Origin of the sequence: Streptomyces sp. NPDC001351 (genome assembly GCF_042896045.1) — a bacterium.
In the GTDB taxonomy this organism is placed as follows: Bacteria; Actinomycetota; Actinomycetes; order Streptomycetales; family Streptomycetaceae; genus Streptomyces.
Genome location: NZ_JBIAWS010000012.1, coordinates 1 through 16663 on the forward strand (window position 1 = coordinate 1; position 16663 = coordinate 16663).

15 protein-coding genes and 1 pseudogene are annotated in these 16663 nt (G+C 70.8%); 13 read left to right on the forward strand and 3 right to left on the reverse strand.

Annotated features, from left to right (window positions below):
- From ACFY1U_RS36025 to ACFY1U_RS36050, 6 genes and pseudogenes are all read left to right on the forward strand, one after another.
- Positions 1–342: pseudogene (locus ACFY1U_RS36025) on the forward strand (rhamnose isomerase); the annotation flags it as partial.
- A gap of 151 nt (positions 343–493) precedes the next feature.
- On the forward strand, positions 494–2533 hold the full coding sequence (locus ACFY1U_RS36030) for a bifunctional aldolase/short-chain dehydrogenase (protein ID WP_390698242.1): 2040 nt from the start codon (positions 494–496) through the stop codon (positions 2531–2533).
- An 8-nt stretch (positions 2534–2541) separates the two neighbouring features.
- Complete coding sequence (locus ACFY1U_RS36035; protein ID WP_390698468.1) at positions 2542–3978, forward strand: rhamnulokinase family protein; 1437 nt, start codon at positions 2542–2544, stop codon at positions 3976–3978.
- Between the two features lie 71 nt (positions 3979–4049).
- A complete protein-coding gene (locus ACFY1U_RS36040; RefSeq protein ID WP_390698243.1) occupies positions 4050–4805 on the forward strand; it encodes a (Fe-S)-binding protein in 756 nt (251 codons plus the stop codon).
- Positions 4802–6280: a LutB/LldF family L-lactate oxidation iron-sulfur protein gene (locus ACFY1U_RS36045; RefSeq protein ID WP_390698244.1), complete on the forward strand. Its 1479-nt coding sequence runs from the start codon at positions 4802–4804 to the stop codon at positions 6278–6280. Before ACFY1U_RS36040 ends, ACFY1U_RS36045 begins: the two co-directional genes overlap by 4 nt.
- Complete coding sequence (locus tag ACFY1U_RS36050) at positions 6277–6945, forward strand: lactate utilization protein C (RefSeq protein WP_390698245.1); 669 nt, start codon at positions 6277–6279, stop codon at positions 6943–6945. The genes ACFY1U_RS36045 and ACFY1U_RS36050 overlap by 4 nt, the downstream gene beginning before the upstream one ends.
- Before the next feature lie 72 nt (positions 6946–7017).
- Here the strand turns inward: ACFY1U_RS36050 and ACFY1U_RS36055 are convergent, their stop codons facing one another.
- A complete protein-coding gene (locus ACFY1U_RS36055; protein WP_390698246.1) occupies positions 7018–8052 on the reverse strand; it encodes a sigma-70 family RNA polymerase sigma factor in 1035 nt (344 codons plus the stop codon).
- 183 nt (positions 8053–8235) lie between these two features.
- Between ACFY1U_RS36055 and ACFY1U_RS36060 the strand changes: the two genes are divergently transcribed.
- Both ACFY1U_RS36060 and ACFY1U_RS36065 read left to right on the forward strand, forming a co-directional pair.
- Positions 8236–8535, forward strand: coding sequence for a hypothetical protein (locus ACFY1U_RS36060; RefSeq protein ID WP_390698247.1), 300 nt, complete (start codon positions 8236–8238; stop codon positions 8533–8535).
- Positions 8532–10025, forward strand: coding sequence for an MFS transporter (locus tag ACFY1U_RS36065; RefSeq protein ID WP_390698248.1), 1494 nt, complete (start codon positions 8532–8534; stop codon positions 10023–10025). The genes ACFY1U_RS36060 and ACFY1U_RS36065 overlap by 4 nt, the downstream gene beginning before the upstream one ends.
- Before the next feature lie 108 nt (positions 10026–10133).
- On the opposite strand, the gene ACFY1U_RS36070 is transcribed toward ACFY1U_RS36065, so the two are convergent.
- A complete protein-coding gene (locus tag ACFY1U_RS36070; RefSeq protein WP_390698249.1) occupies positions 10134–10730 on the reverse strand; it encodes a hypothetical protein in 597 nt (198 codons plus the stop codon).
- A gap of 172 nt (positions 10731–10902) precedes the next feature.
- Here ACFY1U_RS36070 and ACFY1U_RS36075 point away from each other — a divergent pair, with 172 nt between their 5' ends.
- From ACFY1U_RS36075 to ACFY1U_RS36095, 5 genes are all read left to right on the forward strand, one after another.
- Positions 10903–11742, forward strand: coding sequence for an N-acetylmuramoyl-L-alanine amidase (locus tag ACFY1U_RS36075; protein ID WP_390698250.1), 840 nt, complete (start codon positions 10903–10905; stop codon positions 11740–11742).
- 104 nt (positions 11743–11846) lie between these two features.
- The gene (locus tag ACFY1U_RS36080; protein ID WP_390698251.1) at positions 11847–12512 is read left to right on the forward strand and encodes a hypothetical protein; all 666 of its coding nucleotides are present in this window, start codon (positions 11847–11849) and stop codon (positions 12510–12512) included.
- 284 nt (positions 12513–12796) lie between these two features.
- On the forward strand, positions 12797–13804 hold the full coding sequence (locus tag ACFY1U_RS36085; protein ID WP_390698252.1) for an ArsR/SmtB family transcription factor: 1008 nt from the start codon (positions 12797–12799) through the stop codon (positions 13802–13804).
- 155 nt (positions 13805–13959) lie between these two features.
- On the forward strand, positions 13960–14817 hold the full coding sequence (locus ACFY1U_RS36090) for an AAA family ATPase (protein WP_390698469.1): 858 nt from the start codon (positions 13960–13962) through the stop codon (positions 14815–14817).
- A gap of 59 nt (positions 14818–14876) precedes the next feature.
- Positions 14877–16169 carry a VWA domain-containing protein gene (locus ACFY1U_RS36095; protein WP_390698470.1) on the forward strand — a complete coding sequence of 431 codons (1293 nt, stop codon included), beginning with the start codon at positions 14877–14879 and terminating at the stop codon, positions 16167–16169.
- A 3-nt stretch (positions 16170–16172) separates the two neighbouring features.
- On the opposite strand, the gene ACFY1U_RS36100 is transcribed toward ACFY1U_RS36095, so the two are convergent.
- Entirely contained in the window at positions 16173–16535 is a 363-nt protein-coding gene (locus tag ACFY1U_RS36100; RefSeq protein ID WP_099934631.1) for a cupin domain-containing protein, read from the reverse strand.
- Positions 16536–16663 lie beyond the last annotated feature (128 nt).

The window sequence follows — 16663 nt, forward strand, 5'->3', positions numbered from 1 at the left end:
GGATACACCGACCAGGTCGCCTTCATGCTGGACCAGTGCCACAACATCGAAGCCAAGATCCCCGCCATCATCCGCTCCGTCATGAACGTCCAGGAGGCGACGGCCAAGGCACTGCTGATCGACCGGGACTCCCTGGGCGCGGCTCAGCGGGCCGGCGACGTCCTCGAAGCCAACGCCGTGCTGATGGACGCCTACAACACCGACGTACGCCCCCTGCTCGCCGAAGTCCGCCAGGAAATGGGCCTCGACCCCGACCCCATCGGTGCCTACCGCCGCTCCGGATGGGCCGAAAAAATCATTGAAGAACGCATCGGCGGGCAGCAAGCCGGATGGGGAACCTGAACGCTGCCACTCACCTGCCAGATCCGGTTGCTTGCAGGCCGCGGGCCGGATGTGGCTGGTCGCACCCGCGCGGCGGAGCCGCACATTGATACAGCCCCGCGCCCCTGACGGGGCGCTGATCCGCACGTATCTTTCGAAGGACTGAATGGACATGGCATCCCACCCCGAAGCCGCTGCTCTGCTGGCTCGCTCCCACCGGCTCGGTGCGGATCCCCGCAATACCAACTACGCCGGGGGCAACACTTCCGCCAAGGGCACCGACACCGACCCTGTCACCGGTGGTGACGTCGAGTTGATGTGGGTCAAGGGGTCCGGTGGTGACCTCGGTACGCTCACCGAGGCCGGGCTCGCCGCGTTGCGGCTCGATCGGCTGCGGGCCCTGCAGGGGGTCTATCCGGGCGTCGAGCGCGAGGACGAGATGGTCGCCGCGTTCGACTACTGCCTGCACGGCAAGGGCGGTGCCGCTCCCTCCATCGACACCGCGATGCACGGTCTGGTCGACGCCGCCCACGTCGATCATCTGCACCCGGACTCCGGGATCGCGCTCGCTTGCGCGGCCGACGGGGAGAAGCTGACCGCCGAGTGTTTCGGCGACACGGTGGTGTGGGTGCCGTGGCGGCGGCCCGGGTTCCAGCTGGGCCTGGACATCGCGGCGGTCAAGGAGGCCAATCCGCAGGCCATCGGGTGCATCCTCGGCGGGCACGGGATCACCGCCTGGGGCGACACCTCCGAGGAGTGCGAGCGCAACTCCCTGCACATCATCCGCACCGCCGAGGCGTTCCTCGCCGAGCGGGCGAAGGACGAACCGTTCGGGCCGGTGATCGCAGGCTGTGAGGCGCTGCCCGAGGCCGAGCGGCGGGAGCGGGCGGCGGCGCTGGCGCCGTATGTGCGGGCCGTCGCCTCTCAGGACAGGCCGCAGGTCGGGCACTTCAACGACTCCGAGGTCGTCCTGGAGTTCCTGGCGCGGGCCGAACATCCGCGGCTCGCCGCGCTCGGGACCTCCTGCCCCGATCACTTCCTGCGGACGAAGGTACGGCCGCTCGTGCTCGATCTGCCACCGGCCGCTCCCGTGGAGGAGGCGATCGCGCGGCTCAAGGAGTTGCACGCCGAGTACCGCGAGGAGTACGCCGCCTACTACCAGCGGCACGCGCTGCCCGACTCCCCCGCGATGCGCGGCGCCGACCCGGCGATCGTGCTGGTGCCGGGGGTGGGCATGTTCAGCTTCGGCAAGGACAAGCAGACCGCGCGGGTGGCCGGCGAGTTCTACGTCAACGCCATCAACGTGATGCGCGGGGCCGAGGCCGTGTCGGCGTATGCGCCGATCGAGGAGTCGGAGAAGTTCCGCATCGAGTACTGGGCTCTGGAGGAGGCCAAGCTCCAGCGGATGCCGAAGCCCAAGGCGCTCGCCACGCGGGTCGCGCTCGTCACGGGCGCGGGCAGCGGGATCGGGAAGGCCATCGCGGAGCGGCTGGTCGGTGAGGGCGCGTGTGTCGTCGTCGCCGATCTCCATGCGGAGAACGCCGCTGCCGTGGCCGAGGAGCTGGGCGGCCCGGACAAGGCCGTCGCCGTCGCCGTGGACGTGACGGACGAGGAGCAGATCGCCGCGGCCTTCAAGGCGGCCGTGCTCGCCTTCGGCGGGGTCGATCTGGTGGTCAACAACGCCGGGATCTCCATCTCCAAGCCGTTGTTGGAGACTTCGGCCAGGGACTGGGACCTGCAGCACGACATCATGGCCCGTGGATCCTTCCTCGTGTCGCGGGAGGCGGCGCGGGTGATGATCGCGCAGGAGCTGGGCGGCGACATCGTCTACATCGCCTCCAAGAACGCCGTCTTCGCCGGGCCCAACAACATCGCCTACTCGGCCACCAAGGCCGACCAGGCCCACCAAGTACGTTTGCTCGCAGCCGAGTTGGGTGAGAACGGCATCCGCGTCAACGGGGTCAACCCGGACGGTGTGGTGCGCGGCTCCGGGATCTTCGCGGGCGGCTGGGGCGCGCAGCGGGCGGCCGTGTACGGGGTGCCGGAGGAGAAGCTGGGCGAGTTCTACGCCCAGCGGACCATCCTCAAGCGGGAGGTGCTGCCGGAGCATGTCGCGAACGCCGTGTTCGCGCTGACCGGCGGGGAGCTGACCCATACCACCGGGCTGCACGTCCCGGTCGACGCCGGCGTCGCGGCCGCCTTCCTGCGGTGAGCGCGCTCGTGAAGTCGTACGCCGCGGTCGACCTCGGCGCGTCCAGCGGGCGGGTCATGGTCGGCCGCGTCGGCCCCGACAGCCTGGAGCTGACCGAGGCGCACCGCTTCCCCAATCGGCCCGTCCGGGTGGCCGAGGGCCTGCGGTGGGACATCCTCTCCCTGTACGGGGGCGTCCTGGACGGACTCAAGGCTGCGGGGCAGGTCGATTCCGTCGGCATCGACAGCTGGGCCGTGGACTACGGGCTCCTGGACGCGGACGGAGCACTGCTGGGCAATCCCGTGCACTACCGGGACTCCCGTACCGAGGGTGTCGCGGAGAAGGTGTGGGCGAGCGTGCCGGCGGAGCAGTTGTATGCGGCGACCGGATTGCAGTACGCGCCGTTCAACACCCTGTACCAGCTGGTCGCGGCGCGGGAGACGGCCCAACTGGCCCATGCCGAGCGGTTGTTGCTCATCCCGGACCTGATGGCCTACTGGCTCACCGGCGAGCAGGGCACCGAACTCACCAACGCCTCCACCACCCAGCTGATCGATCCCCGGACGCGCGAGTGGTCGCACGAGGTCGCCTCCCGGCTGGGCGTCGACCTGGGCCTGTTCGCGCCGCTGCGGCAGCCCGGGGATCCGGCGGGTGTACTGCGGCCCGAGGTGCTGGAGGAGACCGGGCTGAGGGGTCCGGTGCCGGTGACGGCGGTCGGCTCGCACGACACGGCATCGGCGGTGGCCGCCGTACCGGCCGACGGCGAGCGCTTCGCCTACATCTGCACCGGGACCTGGTCGCTGGCCGGTCTCGAGCTGGACGCGCCCGTGCTGAGCGAGGAGAGCCGGGCCGCCAACTTCACCAACGAGCTGGGGCTGGACGGCACGGTCCGCTACCTGCGCAACATCATGGGCTTGTGGCTGCTCCAGGAGTGCGTACGGGCCTGGGGCGAGCCGGAGTTGGGCGAGCTGCTGCTGGCGGCGGCCGAGGTGCCGGCCCTGCGGTCGGTGGTGGATGCGGGGGACGCGGCGTTCCTGGCGCCCGGGCGGATGCCGGAGCGGATCGCTGAGGCGTGCCGTGTCTCGGGGCAGCCGGTGCCCGAGTCCCCTGCCGAGATCACGCGCTGCATTCTCGACTCGCTCGCTCTGGCCCACCGCCGGGCGATCGAGGACGCCCAGCGGCTGGCCGGGCATCCGGTCGACGTCGTTCATGTCGTCGGCGGCGGTACCCGCAACGCCCTGCTGTGCCGGCTGACCGCCGACGCCTGCGGGCTGCCCGTGGTGGCGGGCCCGACGGAGGCCGCGGCGCTGGGGAACGTGCTGGTCCAGGCCCGGGCGCACGGGCTGGTCGGCGACCTCGCGAGCGGGCGGCGCCTGCTCACCCGCACCCAGCCGCTGACCCGCTACGAGCCACGGGGCGACACCGCCCGGTGGCGTGAGGCGCAGGCCCGGCTCGCCGGAAGATGAGAGGGGTCTCCCCCACGCCGCGTCCCCCGGCTACCCTTCACTCATCCGATGATCGATCACAAGGAGCCGCGATGCGTGTCGCCCTGTTCCTGACCTGTGTCAACGACACGCTCTATCCGGAGACCGGCCGCGCCGTGGTGAAACTGCTGACCAGGCTGGGCGTCGAGGTCGACTTCCCGATGGCCCAGACCTGCTGCGGGCAGGCCCACTACAACACCGGATACCGGCACGAGGCCGAGCCGCTTGCCCGGCATTTCTCCGATGTATTCGGCGAGTACGAGGCGATCGTGACGCCGTCCGGGTCATGCGGGGCGATGGTGCGGGAGCTGTATCCGCGGATGGGTGAGCGGGCGCGGGCCGAGGGGCGCGGGGACACACTGGCGGCGACCTTGGCTCCCGTCGTCCCGAAGACGTACGAGCTCACCGAATTCCTGGTGGATGTGCTCGGGGTGGCGGACGTCGGCGCGTACTACCCGCACCGGGTGACCTACCACCCGACCTGTCACGGACTGCGCGGACTGGGGCTCGGTGACCGCCCGCGCCGGCTGCTCCAGGCCGTGAAGGGCCTGGAACTGGTCGAGCTGCCGGGTGCCGAGGAGTGCTGCGGCTTCGGCGGGACCTTCGCGCTGAAGAACTCCGATGTCTCGGCGGCGATGGGCACGGACAAGGTGCGCAACGCCGAGTCGACCGGCGCTCAGGTGCTGTGCGCGGCCGACAACTCCTGTCTGATGCACATCGGCGGGACGATGGCGCGGCTCAGCAGCGGCATGCGGCCGGTGCACATCGCGGAGATCCTGGCGAGCACGGAGGAGGAGCCGGCCGTATGAGCGGGACGTTCGTAGGAATGCCGGCCTTCCCGAAGGCCGCGCACGAGGCGGTCGGCAATCCGACGCTGCGCGGCAATCTGCGGCACGCCACGCACACCATCCGCGCCAAGCGGGCGAAGGCCGTGGCGGAGGTGTCCGACTGGGCCGCGCTGCGCGAGGCGGGCAAGCGGATCAAGGACCATACGCTGCGTCATCTCGACCGGTATCTGGAGCAGTTGGAGGAGTCGGTCACGGCCGCGGGCGGCATCGTGCACTGGGCCGCCGACGCCGAGGAGGCCAACCGGATCGTGGCCGGCCTGGTGAAGGCGACCGGCGAGTCGGAGGTCGTCAAGGTCAAGTCGATGGCCACGCAGGAGATCGGCCTCAACGAAGCCCTCGAAGCCGAGGGCATCCGCGCCTACGAGACCGATCTCGCCGAACTGATCGTGCAGTTGGGCAAGGACCGGCCCTCCCACATCCTGGTCCCCGCGATCCACCGCAACCGCGGCGAGATCCGGGACATCTTCGAGCGCGAGATGAGCGAGTGGGGCCGCCCGGCCCCGGAGGGCCTGACCGACACGCCCGCCGAACTCGCCGAGGCCGCCCGCCTCCACCTGCGGGAGAAGTTCCTGCGCGCCAAGGTCGGCATCTCCGGCGCCAACTTCATGGTCGCCGAGACCGGCACGCTGGTGGTCGTCGAGTCCGAGGGCAACGGGCGGATGTGTCTCACCCAGCCCGAGACGCTGATCTCGGTCGTCGGCATCGAGAAGATCGTGCCGACCTGGCAGGACCTGGAGGTCTTCCTGCAGACCCTGCCCCGCTCCTCCACCGCCGAGCGCATGAACCCCTACACCTCGACGTGGACCGGCACCACGGACGGCGACGGACCGCGCACCTTCCACCTGGTGCTGCTCGACAACGGCCGCACCGACACCCTCGCCGACGAGGTCGGCCGCCAGGCGCTGCGCTGCATCCGCTGCTCGGCCTGCCTGAATGTCTGCCCGGTGTACGAGCGGGCGGGCGGCCACGCCTACGGCTCGGTGTATCCCGGACCGATCGGCGCGATCCTCAGCCCTCAGCTCCGGGGCATCGCAAGCGAGATCGACGCCTCCCTGCCGTATGCGTCCTCGCTGTGCGGCGCCTGCTACGAGGTGTGCCCGGTCGCCATCGACATCCCGGAGGTGCTGGTCCATCTGCGGGAGCGGGTCGTGGAAGGCGGACAGGTGACCCGCGAGGGCAACAAGGTGGTGCTGCAGCCCGCGAAGGGCCATGCGGCCGAACGGGCGGCGATGCGCGCGGCCCGCTGGGCGTTCACGCACCCGGGCGCCCTGCGCACCGGCCAGCGGCTCGCCTCCCGCACGCGTCGCCTGCATCCGCGGACGCTGCCTGGCCCGGGCAAGGCGTGGAGCGGCACGCGGGATCTGCCGTCGGTGCCCGCGGAACCGTTCCGCGACTGGTGGCAGCGCACGAACGGCGGAAAGGACGGCGCGAAGTGAGCAGCAGGGAACGGATCCTGGGCCGGGTGCGGCGCGCACTCGCGGACGTACCACAGGACGACACGCCCTATGAGCAGGCCGTTTCCCGCGACTATCTGCGGGAGCACGGGGAGCGGAGCATCGAGCAGACGGTGGATCTGCTGGCCGAGAACCTGGCGGACTACCGGGCGGTCGTCCACCGCTGCACAGCGGCCGAACTGGCGGCGGTGATCGGCCGGTTGCTCGCCGAGCGGGGCTCGAAGACAGTGCTGGTGCCGTCCGGGCTGGACGAGGAGTGGCTCGCGGGGACGGACGCCGAGCGGGTGCCGGATCGCGCCGAGAGCACCCCTCACGAGCTGGACCAGGTCGGGAGCGTGGTCACCGGCTGCGCGGTCGCCGTCGCCGAGACCGGCACCATCGTCCTGGACGGCAGCCCCGACCAGGGCCGCCGCCGCATCACCCTCGTTCCCGACCACCACATCTGTGTCGTACGCGTCCCGGACCAGGTCGTCTCGTCCGTGCCCCAGGCCCTCGAACGCCTCGATCCGGCCCGCCCGTTGACCTGGATCTCCGGCCCGTCGGCGACCAGCGACATCGAACTGGACCGGGTCGAGGGCGTGCACGGTCCGCGCACTCTGGAGGTGGTGCTGGTCAGCGGTCGGGCAAGCGCCGAGGTCAGCCCGTAGCCGCGTACCGTCGGCGGGCGTGGCGGGTCGAGTACGACGAGCGTGCTGAAACCCTGGCGCTGCCCCTGTCCCTCAATCCGTTTCGGGGAGGGTCCGGGGCAGTCCGAAGCGTGTCATGACGTCGGTGGTGAAGCTGGTGATGGCTGTGATGTGGTCGCCGACGGTGGTGATGACCAGGAGGCAGTAGGCGCGGTAGACACCGGCGTGCGGGTCTGCCAGGTACAGGCCGAAGGCCGGCTGGCCGTTGGCGCGGGTGGGGACCGCGCGGTAGGCGCGGCCGGGGCGGAAGGTGACGGCCGCCAGGATGCGCTGGGCTGTTTCGATGCCGCGGTATTCCAGCATGGCCGGGGGCATGGAGAGCTTCACGTCGGTGACGAGCAGGTCGATCAGGGCGTCCAGGTCGGCGCGTTCCATGGCGTCGGTGAACCGGGCGACGAGCCGCTGTTCGGCGGCGGTGTCGGGTTGGGGTGCAGGCCTGTCGCCAGTACCGCTGGGTTCGGCGAGGTGGCCGTCGACGGTGGCACGGGCGCGTTTCAGGGCACTGCTCACGGCTTCCTGGGTGGTGCCGAGCATCTGGGCGACTTCGGCGGCGTGGTAGCCAAGGACGTCGCGGAGGACCAGGGCGGCGCGTTGCCGTGGGGGCAGCAGTTGCAGCGCGGTGATGAAGGCCAGGGAGATGGCCTCGGTCGTCTCGTAGCGGGCCTCCGGCCCGGGGCGCCGGTCGACGAGATGGTCGAGCAGGACGTCGGGGTACGGCTCCAGCCAGGCCGGTGCGTCGCCGCCGCCGGTGGGTTCGGGCAGGTCGGTCTCGGGCAGCGGGGCGGCGATGCGGGGGCGTCGGCTGCCCGCGCGCAGCATGCTCAGGCACCGATTGGTCGCGATCTTGTAGAGCCAGGTCCGCAGCGAGGACCGCTGGCCGAACTCGCCGAGGTTACGCCAGGCGGACACGAGGGTCTCCTGGAGCGCGTCCTCGGCGTCCTGCAGGGATCCCAGGATGCGGTAGCAGTGCACCTGCAACTCGTGGGAGTGGCCCTGCACCAGGTCGCGGAACGCGTTGTGGTCCCCGGCCCGTGCCCGGGCGATCAGGTCCGTCGTGTCCATCTCCATCGGCATGCATCCTCGCTCTTCTTCCCGCCGGGTGCGTTCGGCTCGCTTACCTATGAAGACGCCGTCGGTCCGGCGAATTGGGCGGCGGTGAGCCGACCAATTTCCGGCGGGCGCTGGCGTCCATCCAGTTGGAGGCGGTCCCGGTCCGGGGCGCGCCCCGGACACAGAACAGGACCACAGATCATGGCCAAGTACGTTTTCTCCTTCCGTGTGCCCTCCGACTACAAGCCGGACGCCGGGACGCCGGCCGAGTGGCAGGCCTGGTTCGGCGGGCTGGGCTCGGCCCTGGTGGACATCGGCAACGCGGTGACCGGTTACGCCTCGCTCGGCGAGGTCGGCGGCAGCGATTCCCGGATGATCGCCTACTCGGTGGTGTCCGCCGAGGACATGGACGGCGCGCTGGCGCTGGCCAAGGACTGCCCGGTGCTGCGGGTCGGCGGCGGGGTCGAGGTCGGCCCCGTGATGGAAGCAGCCGGGTCGTGAGCGAGGCCCTGACCGCATCGGCGGCACCGCCCCGGGAGTCGCTCCTGGCGACCGGGCGCGGCAAGGTCACGCTGGCGCTGCTGTGCGCGGTGACGTTCCTGGACGTCATGGACGGCGCCATCGTGAACGTCGCGCTGCCGACCATCCGTGCGCATCTGGGGTTCTCGGTGCAGAACCTGCAGTGGGTGGTCAGCGGCTATCTGATCACCTACGGCGGGTTCCTGCTGCTGGGCGGTCGGGCCGCTGACCTGCTGGGGCGGCGGCGGCTGCTGTTCACCGGCACCGCGCTGTTCGCGGCCTCCTCGCTGGCCTGTGGGTTGGCCGACAGCCAGGGGTTGCTGGTCGGCGCCCGGCTCGCCCAGGGCTTCGGGGCGGCGATGATGTCCCCGGCGGCGCTGTCCATCCTGACCACCACTTTCCAGGGCTCCGACCGGCACAAGGCGCTGGGCGTGTGGGCCGGGATCAGCGGGATGGCCTCGGCGGTCGGCCTGCTCTTCGGCGGCGTGCTCACCCAGGACTTCGGCTGGCGGTGGGTGTTCTTCGTGAACCTCCCGCTGTGCGCGCTGGTGCTGTTCGGGGCGTACCGGATCCTGAAGGCCGACCACGGCCGGTCAGTACCGGGCGGTTTCGACGTGGTCGGCGCGGTGCTGGTCACCGCCGGCATGCTGCTGCTGATCTTCACGTTGGTGAAGGCGCCGGACGAGGGCTGGGGTGCGGGCCGCACCATCGGGGGGCTGGCCGCCTCGGCGTTGCTGCTGGCCGCGTTCGTGGTCAATGAGCAACGGCGCGCCCATCCGCTGGTCCCGCTGTCGATCTTCCGGATCAAGGGCCTGGCCGCGGCCGATGCCACCCAGGTGATCGCCTGGGCCGGGTTCTACTCGATGTTCTTCTTCGTCACTTTGTACATGCAGAACGTCCTGGGCTACTCCCAGCTGCAGTCCGGACTCTCGTATGTACCGGTGAGCGTCGGCATCGGATTCGGCTCGACCCTGGCGACGAAGATGTTCGTCCGGACCGGTACCCGTCCCATCATCGTCTCCGGTGCGCTGCTCGCCGCCGGTGGCATCCTGTGGCTGTCCCGCATCCCGGTGGACGGCACCTATCTCGGCAACCTGCTCACCCCGCTGGTGGTCATGGGAGCCGGGCTGGGGCTGCTGTACGCCGGTGTGCAGACGGCCGCGAACGCGGGCGTGCCGGAGGATCGGGCCGGTTTGGCCGCGGCCCTGATCACCACCTCTTTCCAGCTCGGGTCAGCGCTCGGCCTGGCGGTGTTCAGCGGGATCGCGACCAGCCGCACCAGCCACCTGCTGGCTGCCCACACCCCGCTCCCGGAGGCACTCACGGCCGGATTCCAGCGGGCCCTGCTCATCAGCGCCCTCTGCCTCCTGGCAGCCGGAGCCATCGGGCTGCGCGCCTCCAACACCCGCGGCGAACCCGGCGCCATACCGGAAACTCCACAGGACCTGGAACCCTCCTGCGATCCCGCATGACCCGACACAACGGAATCCCGGGGTGGCGTTCGACGCCATCCCGGGATTCGCCTCAACGTCTTCCGGGGTCGCGACGCCGATGTCGCCTGGCCGGCCAGGACGTACCTGTCAGCAGTAAGCGATCAGACAGCCGCGGCGCAGCGAGTGCTGGGCGGCCCGCAGATACAGCGCCACGTAGAACGCGGCGTCCAGGTCCTCGCTCCACGGTCCGGGCCGGGTGGCGGCCAGGTCCTTCGCCGGGCCGTCCAGGAACCACATGGTCAGATCCAGGTTGTCGCTGGTCGCCGGTATCTCGTCCACCGGCAGTTCGACGGCTGTCGCGACTCGCTCGGCGAGGCGGAGCACCTGGGGAGCGCCGGCGACCATCGTCTCGTCCGTGTAGGCGGAGTTGACGGGCAGCCAGATCTCCTCGTCGAGGGAGAGCGGCACCAGCAGTGTCCAGCCGCAGAGCACCTCCTCCTCCGCCCGTGACAGATGCGAGCGGCACAGCGCGCTGAAGCCGTCCATGGCAGGCACCAGCTTCTCCTCGAACGACATTCCCGAGCCGCGCACGAAGTCCGCCTCCTCGGGCACCGACGTGTACGGCGGCAGACCTCGCCGTCTCAACTCCTCGTCGAGCGCGGAGGCGACGGCTCCACGGCCGCCCTCCTCCTCGTCGTCGTCGAACCACTCCCGCGCATCGACACTGACCAGATAGATCCCCATGACCGAAACGTACAAGGCGCCACTGACAAGGGACTTCCTCGTCGCTGACCTGCGCTTTTCAAGCCCGTTCGAAGGCGGTTGAGTGCCATCCGGACGGCCCGGCACGCTGAGACGCATCCGCTCGCCGGCTTACGGCGGGCTACGAACGGCAAACGACGAACGGGGGATTCACATGGCGTATCTGACATGGCTGGCGGACATCCTGCGCAAGGAGGGGCTGCAGGTCCAGGAGGAGGGCGGCTGGCAGCAGCGCGGTCATGGCGACATGGCGGACATCCGCGGTGTGCTGTTGCACCACACCGCCGGGGCGGCCGAGGGCAACTACCCGAGCCTGGCCATCGTGCGGGACGGGGACGCGTCGCTCCCGGGGCCCCGGGCGAACCTCGGGGTGGCGCGCGACGGCAGCTGGATCGTCATCGCGGCCGGGCAGGCGTGGCACGCCGGAAAGGGCGGTCCCTGGCAGAACGTGCCGAAGGACGACGCCAACCAGTACATGATCGGTGTCGAGGCCGAGTCGGTCGGGACCCGCTTCGACTGGACGCCCGCGCAGATCGATTCCTACCCGCGCGGGGTGGCGGCCCTGCTGCGTCATGTCGGTCTGGGGGCCGACCGGGCGCTGGCCCACAAGGAGTGGGCTCCCGAGCGCAAGACGGATCCCGCCTTCTGGCCGGGTGACATGGCGGGCTTCCGGGCCCGTGTCGCCGAGGTCCTGGGCGGTGCGCCCGCTCCCGGCCCGACGCCGCCTCCGCCGGGCGGCGGGCAGGCCCCGAACTTCCGCACCTGGGGCACCCAGGTACGCGTCCGCAAGGACGTGAAGCTTGACGCACCCGTGGTCACCACCCTCGCCGGGCCGACGCCTGTCTTCATCGAGTTCCAGCGCCGCGGTGAGACCGTCAACGCCGAAGGGTTCAGCAACCCCTTCTGGTCCTTCGTCCCGGCCCTCGGCGGCTTCATCTCCAACATCTTCGTCGACCACCCGGACTCGTTCCTTCCCGGCGTGCCGGAGCGGTGATGGGTGTCCCTCTCCTCGACCGAATCATCGGGTGGGGCAGAAGGCAGCTCACCACCCGCACCGACCAAGCAGCGCACAAAGGACCGGACACCAGGAGGAATGCCGTGGCCTACGACATGGAAGTCGCCAAAACCATCTACCGGGTCGGCCGGGAACTGAACGTCAACGACAAGGTGATGCTGGCCGCCTTCGAGACCGGCATCGTCGAGTCGGGCATGCGCAACCTCAACTACGGCGACCGCGACTCGCTGGGCGTGTTCCAGCAGCGGCCTTCCCAGGGGTGGGGAACGCCGGAGGAGTGCATGAACCCCGACCACGCGGCGCGGAAGTTCTTCGAGCAGGCCGTGCCCAACGACCGCAACAACCCGGGCCAGTCGGCGGGTCAGCTCGCCCAGAGCGTGCAGCGCTCCGCCTATCCGGCGCGCTACGACGAACAGGAGGGCGCGGCGAAGCAGTTGCTCGCGGACACCGCTGCGGCCGTCGGCGGTGCCCCGGCGCCGCCTCCGCCGGGCGGCGGGCAGGCCCCGAACTTCCGTACCTGGGGCACCCAGGTGCGCGTCCGCAAGGACGTGAAGGTCGACGCGCCCGTCGTCACCACCCTCGCCGGGCCGACCCCGGTGTTCGTGGAGTTCCAGCGCCGCGGCGACACGGTGAACGCCGAGGGTTTCAGCAACCCGTTCTGGGCGTTCGTCCCGGCCCTCGGCGGCTTCGTCTCCAACATCTTCATCGACGTCCCGGACTCGTTCCTGCCGGGCGTACCGGAGCGGTGAACGCCTGACCTGCACAGCCGCTCCCCTCCACCGCCCCTGACCGGCTCCCCCGGTCGGGGGCGCTCGTCTGCGCGCATCCTGACTGCGCGACCGTACGTCCTGAGCGCTGAATGACCGTGCGTACACGACGGTGAAGGACCCAAGCCCGTGGTGGAGAGGGTCACCAAGTTCTGTGAAGGTCCCCGCGCCGCCGGTGACACGCGTGGCGGAGGGCCAACCATGGGCTGAGAGGCACCGGAGGGGAACCACGGGGGTAACCGCGGTGTCCACGGGGACGGTTCACCATGGCGTTGCGCATTCACTTCACCGACGACGACCTCACACGCATCAGGCTGGCGCAGGCACCCGACCCGCTGTGGGAGGTGCTGCAGAGCATGCACATGCTTCAGACACGGGAGGGCCGGGCGGTCTTCGGCCGGTGGCGCGGCCAGGTCCGCGCCGGTCTGACCGCGCCGGAGCGGCAACTGCTGCGGCTGGCCCCGCCGGTCGGCTATTCACCGGACTTCCTCACACCCGCGGCCGGTGAGGGCGGCCTGGAGCTGGGGATCGACGCCCTGCTGTCCACGCCGCGCGCACGATTACGGCACGATCTGCTCGAACTCATCGCCGGGGGGCGCCGGTTGCCGTCCTGGGGCGGGCCCTTGGCGGACGGCGAGAGCGAGGCGGTCCAGCACCTGGGCCGCACCCTGCGGGCCTACTTCCAGAACCGTCTCGCCCCGTACTGGCACCATGTCCGCGCCCGCTTCGACGCCGAACGCGCCGCCCACGCCAGGCCGCCGGCCTCCGGTGACCCCGGCGGTCTGCTGGGCGCACTGCACCCGGAACTGCGCTGGCAGCCACCGGTGCTGACGATCGGCGGGCTGCGCGTGGAGCGGGACGTGCACTTGCGGGGACGGGGGGTGCTGGTGCTCCCGTCGTTCTTCTGCTGGCGGTATCCGACAGTACTCAAGGACGCCCGTCTGCCCCCGGTCGTCGTCTATCCCATGACGCACCAGGCCGCCCTGGAGGTGGCCGGCCCGGCGGCCGAGGGCGGCAGGACACCGTCGCGGTCGCTGGTCGCGCTGCTGGGGCGGACCCGGGCGGAGATCCTCGGCCGTGTCGCCGAGGGCGGGCGTACGACGACGGAGCTGGCCCGCGGTACGGGCATGTCCCCCGCCACCGCCAGCTACCACACCACGGTCCTGAGGGACGCGGGCCTGCTCAGCACCCATCGGCTGGGCGGCGCCGTCCTGCACACACCGACCCCGCTCGGGTCCGCGCTGCTGGAGGGCCGGCGCCGCTCCGCGGCCTGAGCACCCGAGCCTGCCCCTCACATCAGCAGTCCCCTGTCCTTCAGACAGGTCCGCGCCACGTCCATCAACAACCGCCGCCAGTTTTCGCGTGACAGAGATGGTGAACAAGCGCTTAGATAGTAGATCCGACCCATGCCGAGCTGGAGGCCCCGTTGCTGTTCTCATCCGTCGACGACGTCTCCGCACGTCTGGCCGCCACCGGCTATCTCGCCTCGCCCGCGGTCGCCACGACCGTCTTCCTCGCCGACCGGCTGGGCAAGCCGCTGCTGGTGGAGGGCCCGGCCGGGGTCGGCAAGACGGAGCTCGCCAAGGCCGTGGCCGAGGTCGCGGGTGCGCGGCTGGTCCGGCTGCAGTGCTACGAGGGCGTCGACGAGTCCCGGGCGCTGTACGAGTGGAACCACGCCAAGCAGCTGCTGCGCATCAGCGCGGGCCGCGACGAGACCTGGGACGAGACCCGCACGGACATCTTCAGCGAGGAGTTCCTGCTCACCCGCCCGCTGCTCACCGCCATCCGCGGCGACGACCCGAAGGTCCTGCTGATCGACGAGACCGACAAGGCCGACGTCGAGGTGGAGGGCCTGCTCCTGGAGGTGCTGAGCGACTTCCAGGTCACGGTTCCCGAGCTGGGCACGATCACCGCGACCCGTCGTCCCTTCGTCGTCCTGACCTCGAACGCGAGCCGCGAGCTGTCCGAGGCGCTGCGCCGCCGCTGTCTGTTCCTGCACATCGGCTTCCCCGAGCAGGAGCTGGAGCGTCGGATCGTACGGCTGAAGGTGCCCGGTCTGGACGAGGCGCTGGCGGACTCGGTGGTGCGGGTGGTCGGTGCGCTGCGCGCGATGGACCTGCGCAAGGTGCCCTCGGTGGCCGAGACGATCGACTGGGCGCGCACGCTGCTCGCGCTGGGGGCCGGCACCCTCGACGAGGGCGTCGTACGCGACAGCCTGGGCGTCCTGCTCAAGCATCAGGACGACGTCCTCAAGGCGGCCGCCAAGCTCGACCTGGATGCCGTGTGACCGCCCCGGGAGTGGCGGAGCGCCTCACCTCGCTGGTCGGGGCGCTGCGCGCGCACGGCATGCGGATCGGCACCGGCGAGACCGTGGACGCGGCCCAGGCGGTGGCGGCGCTCGGCCTGGCGGACCGCGAGCTGCTGCGGGAGGGGCTGGCCTCGACCCTGCTGCACGGCACGGTCCAGCGGCAGGTGTTCGACCCGGTCTTCGACCTGTACTTCCCGCGAGGAGTCGGCGCGCCGGAGACACAGCCCGCGGACCGGGACGATCTACGGGAACGGATCGCCGCCGCACTCGCCGCGGGCGACGTCGTCCTGATGGGACAGCTGGCGGCGGAGGCGGTCGACGGCTTCGGCGGATACGGCTCCTCGCCGGGGTCGCAGGGCTGGTCCTCGTACCAGGCGCTGGACCGGCTCCGCCCGCAGACCCTGCTGGCCCGCGTCCGCGAGAACGTCCAGGCGCGAAACGGCAGTTCCGGGTTCGCCGACCGGCTGCTCGACGACGAGATCCGGCGGCGGATCGAGACCTTCCGCAGGCAGGTGGCCGTGGAGGCGCGGCGCCGGATCGCCGAGCAGCGCGACCGGGACGAACTCGCACGGCGCGCGGTGGGCACCACGCCCGACCGGGTGGACTTCCTGTACGCCGGGAAGCTCCAGCTCACCGAGCTGCGCAGGACGGTTCAGCCGCTGGCCCGTAAGCTCGCCACCCGGCTCGCGGCCCGCCGGCGCCGCGCCGCCCGCGGCAGCATCGATCTGCGGCGCACCCTGCGCGGCTCCCTGTCCACGGGCGGGGTGCCGATGAAGCCGGTGCTGCGCAGGCGCCGTCCCGTACGGCCCGAACTGGTCCTGCTGTGCGATGTGTCGGGGTCGGTGTCCGGGTTCTCGGACTTCACGATGCTTCTGGTGCAGGCGCTGCACGACCAGTTCAGCAAGGTGCGGGTGTTCGCCTTCGTCAACCGGCTCGACGAGGTGACCCGGCTGCTCGAGCACGGTGCGGCCGACCCGGAGGGGCTGGGCGCCCGTATCCGGGCGGAGGCGACGCTCACGGGCTGGCACGGCAGCAGCGACTACGGTGTCGCACTGGGCGAGTTCGCGGAGCGGTACGGCGACGCGGTGGGCCCGCGCACCACGGTGTTCGTACTCGGCGACGCCCGTACGAACATGAGCGACCCGAACCTGTCGGCGGTGCGGCAGGTGGCCGAACGGGCCCGCCGCGTCTACTGGTTGAACCCCGAGCCGCACGCCCAGTGGGGCACGGGCGACTCCGCGGCACCCGAGTACGCCGAGTTGGTGGAGATGCACGAGTGCCGCAACGCGCGGCAGCTCGGCGCGCTCATCGCGCGCCTGCTGCCGGTGTGACGTTCAGCCCTTCGACTTTGCGTAGTCCGTCGCCATCTGTCCCGCGAAGTCGTACACGACGCACGGCTCGTCGCTGACCACCCAGGCGTCGTGACCCGGTGACACCACGAACACGTCGCCCGGTCCGATCTCCTGCTCGGCGCCGTCGTCCATGCGCAGGCGCATGCGTCCGGAGACGCAGTATCCGTTGTGGTGGACCTGGCAGCTGTCCGTCCCGGCGATCGGGGCCACGGATTCCGACCACTTCCAGCCGGGTTCGAAGGTCCCCACCGCGAAGTCGAGTCCGGTCATATGGACGGCTTCAAGGTGTCCGCGCGGGAAATCGCGCCGCTCGTCGGGCTTCTCGACCGCCTTGATCTCAAGCATGACGGCTCCCTTCCTTGCGAGCCCCGCCCACCACACCATCGTCCGCCGGTCCAGCCGGGACCGCCATCCGGGATGCGGAGAAAACTTCAATGAGCGGACAACTGGGTCGAACGAGCGGAGAATAGGGC

What these genes read in the sequence shown, in the direction of transcription:
- ACFY1U_RS36095 (WP_390698470.1), top strand. Translation starts at nt 14,877, where the DNA reads ATGCGGATCGGCACCGGCGAGACCGTGGACGCGGCCCAGGCGGTGGCG.
- ACFY1U_RS36060 (WP_390698247.1), top strand. Translation starts at nt 8,236, where the DNA reads ATGGCCAAGTACGTTTTCTCCTTCCGTGTGCCCTCCGACTACAAGCCG.
- ACFY1U_RS36085 (WP_390698252.1), top strand. Translation starts at nt 12,797, where the DNA reads ATGGCGTTGCGCATTCACTTCACCGACGACGACCTCACACGCATCAGG.
- ACFY1U_RS36075 (WP_390698250.1), top strand. Translation starts at nt 10,903, where the DNA reads ATGGCGTATCTGACATGGCTGGCGGACATCCTGCGCAAGGAGGGGCTG.
- ACFY1U_RS36030 (WP_390698242.1), top strand. Translation starts at nt 494, where the DNA reads ATGGCATCCCACCCCGAAGCCGCTGCTCTGCTGGCTCGCTCCCACCGG.
- ACFY1U_RS36100 (WP_099934631.1), bottom strand. Translation starts at nt 16,535, where the DNA reads ATGCTTGAGATCAAGGCGGTCGAGAAGCCCGACGAGCGGCGCGATTTC.
- ACFY1U_RS36070 (WP_390698249.1), bottom strand. Translation starts at nt 10,730, where the DNA reads ATGGGGATCTATCTGGTCAGTGTCGATGCGCGGGAGTGGTTCGACGAC.
- ACFY1U_RS36040 (WP_390698243.1), top strand. Translation starts at nt 4,050, where the DNA reads ATGCGTGTCGCCCTGTTCCTGACCTGTGTCAACGACACGCTCTATCCG.
- ACFY1U_RS36045 (WP_390698244.1), top strand. Translation starts at nt 4,802, where the DNA reads ATGAGCGGGACGTTCGTAGGAATGCCGGCCTTCCCGAAGGCCGCGCAC.
- ACFY1U_RS36055 (WP_390698246.1), bottom strand. Translation starts at nt 8,052, where the DNA reads ATGGAGATGGACACGACGGACCTGATCGCCCGGGCACGGGCCGGGGAC.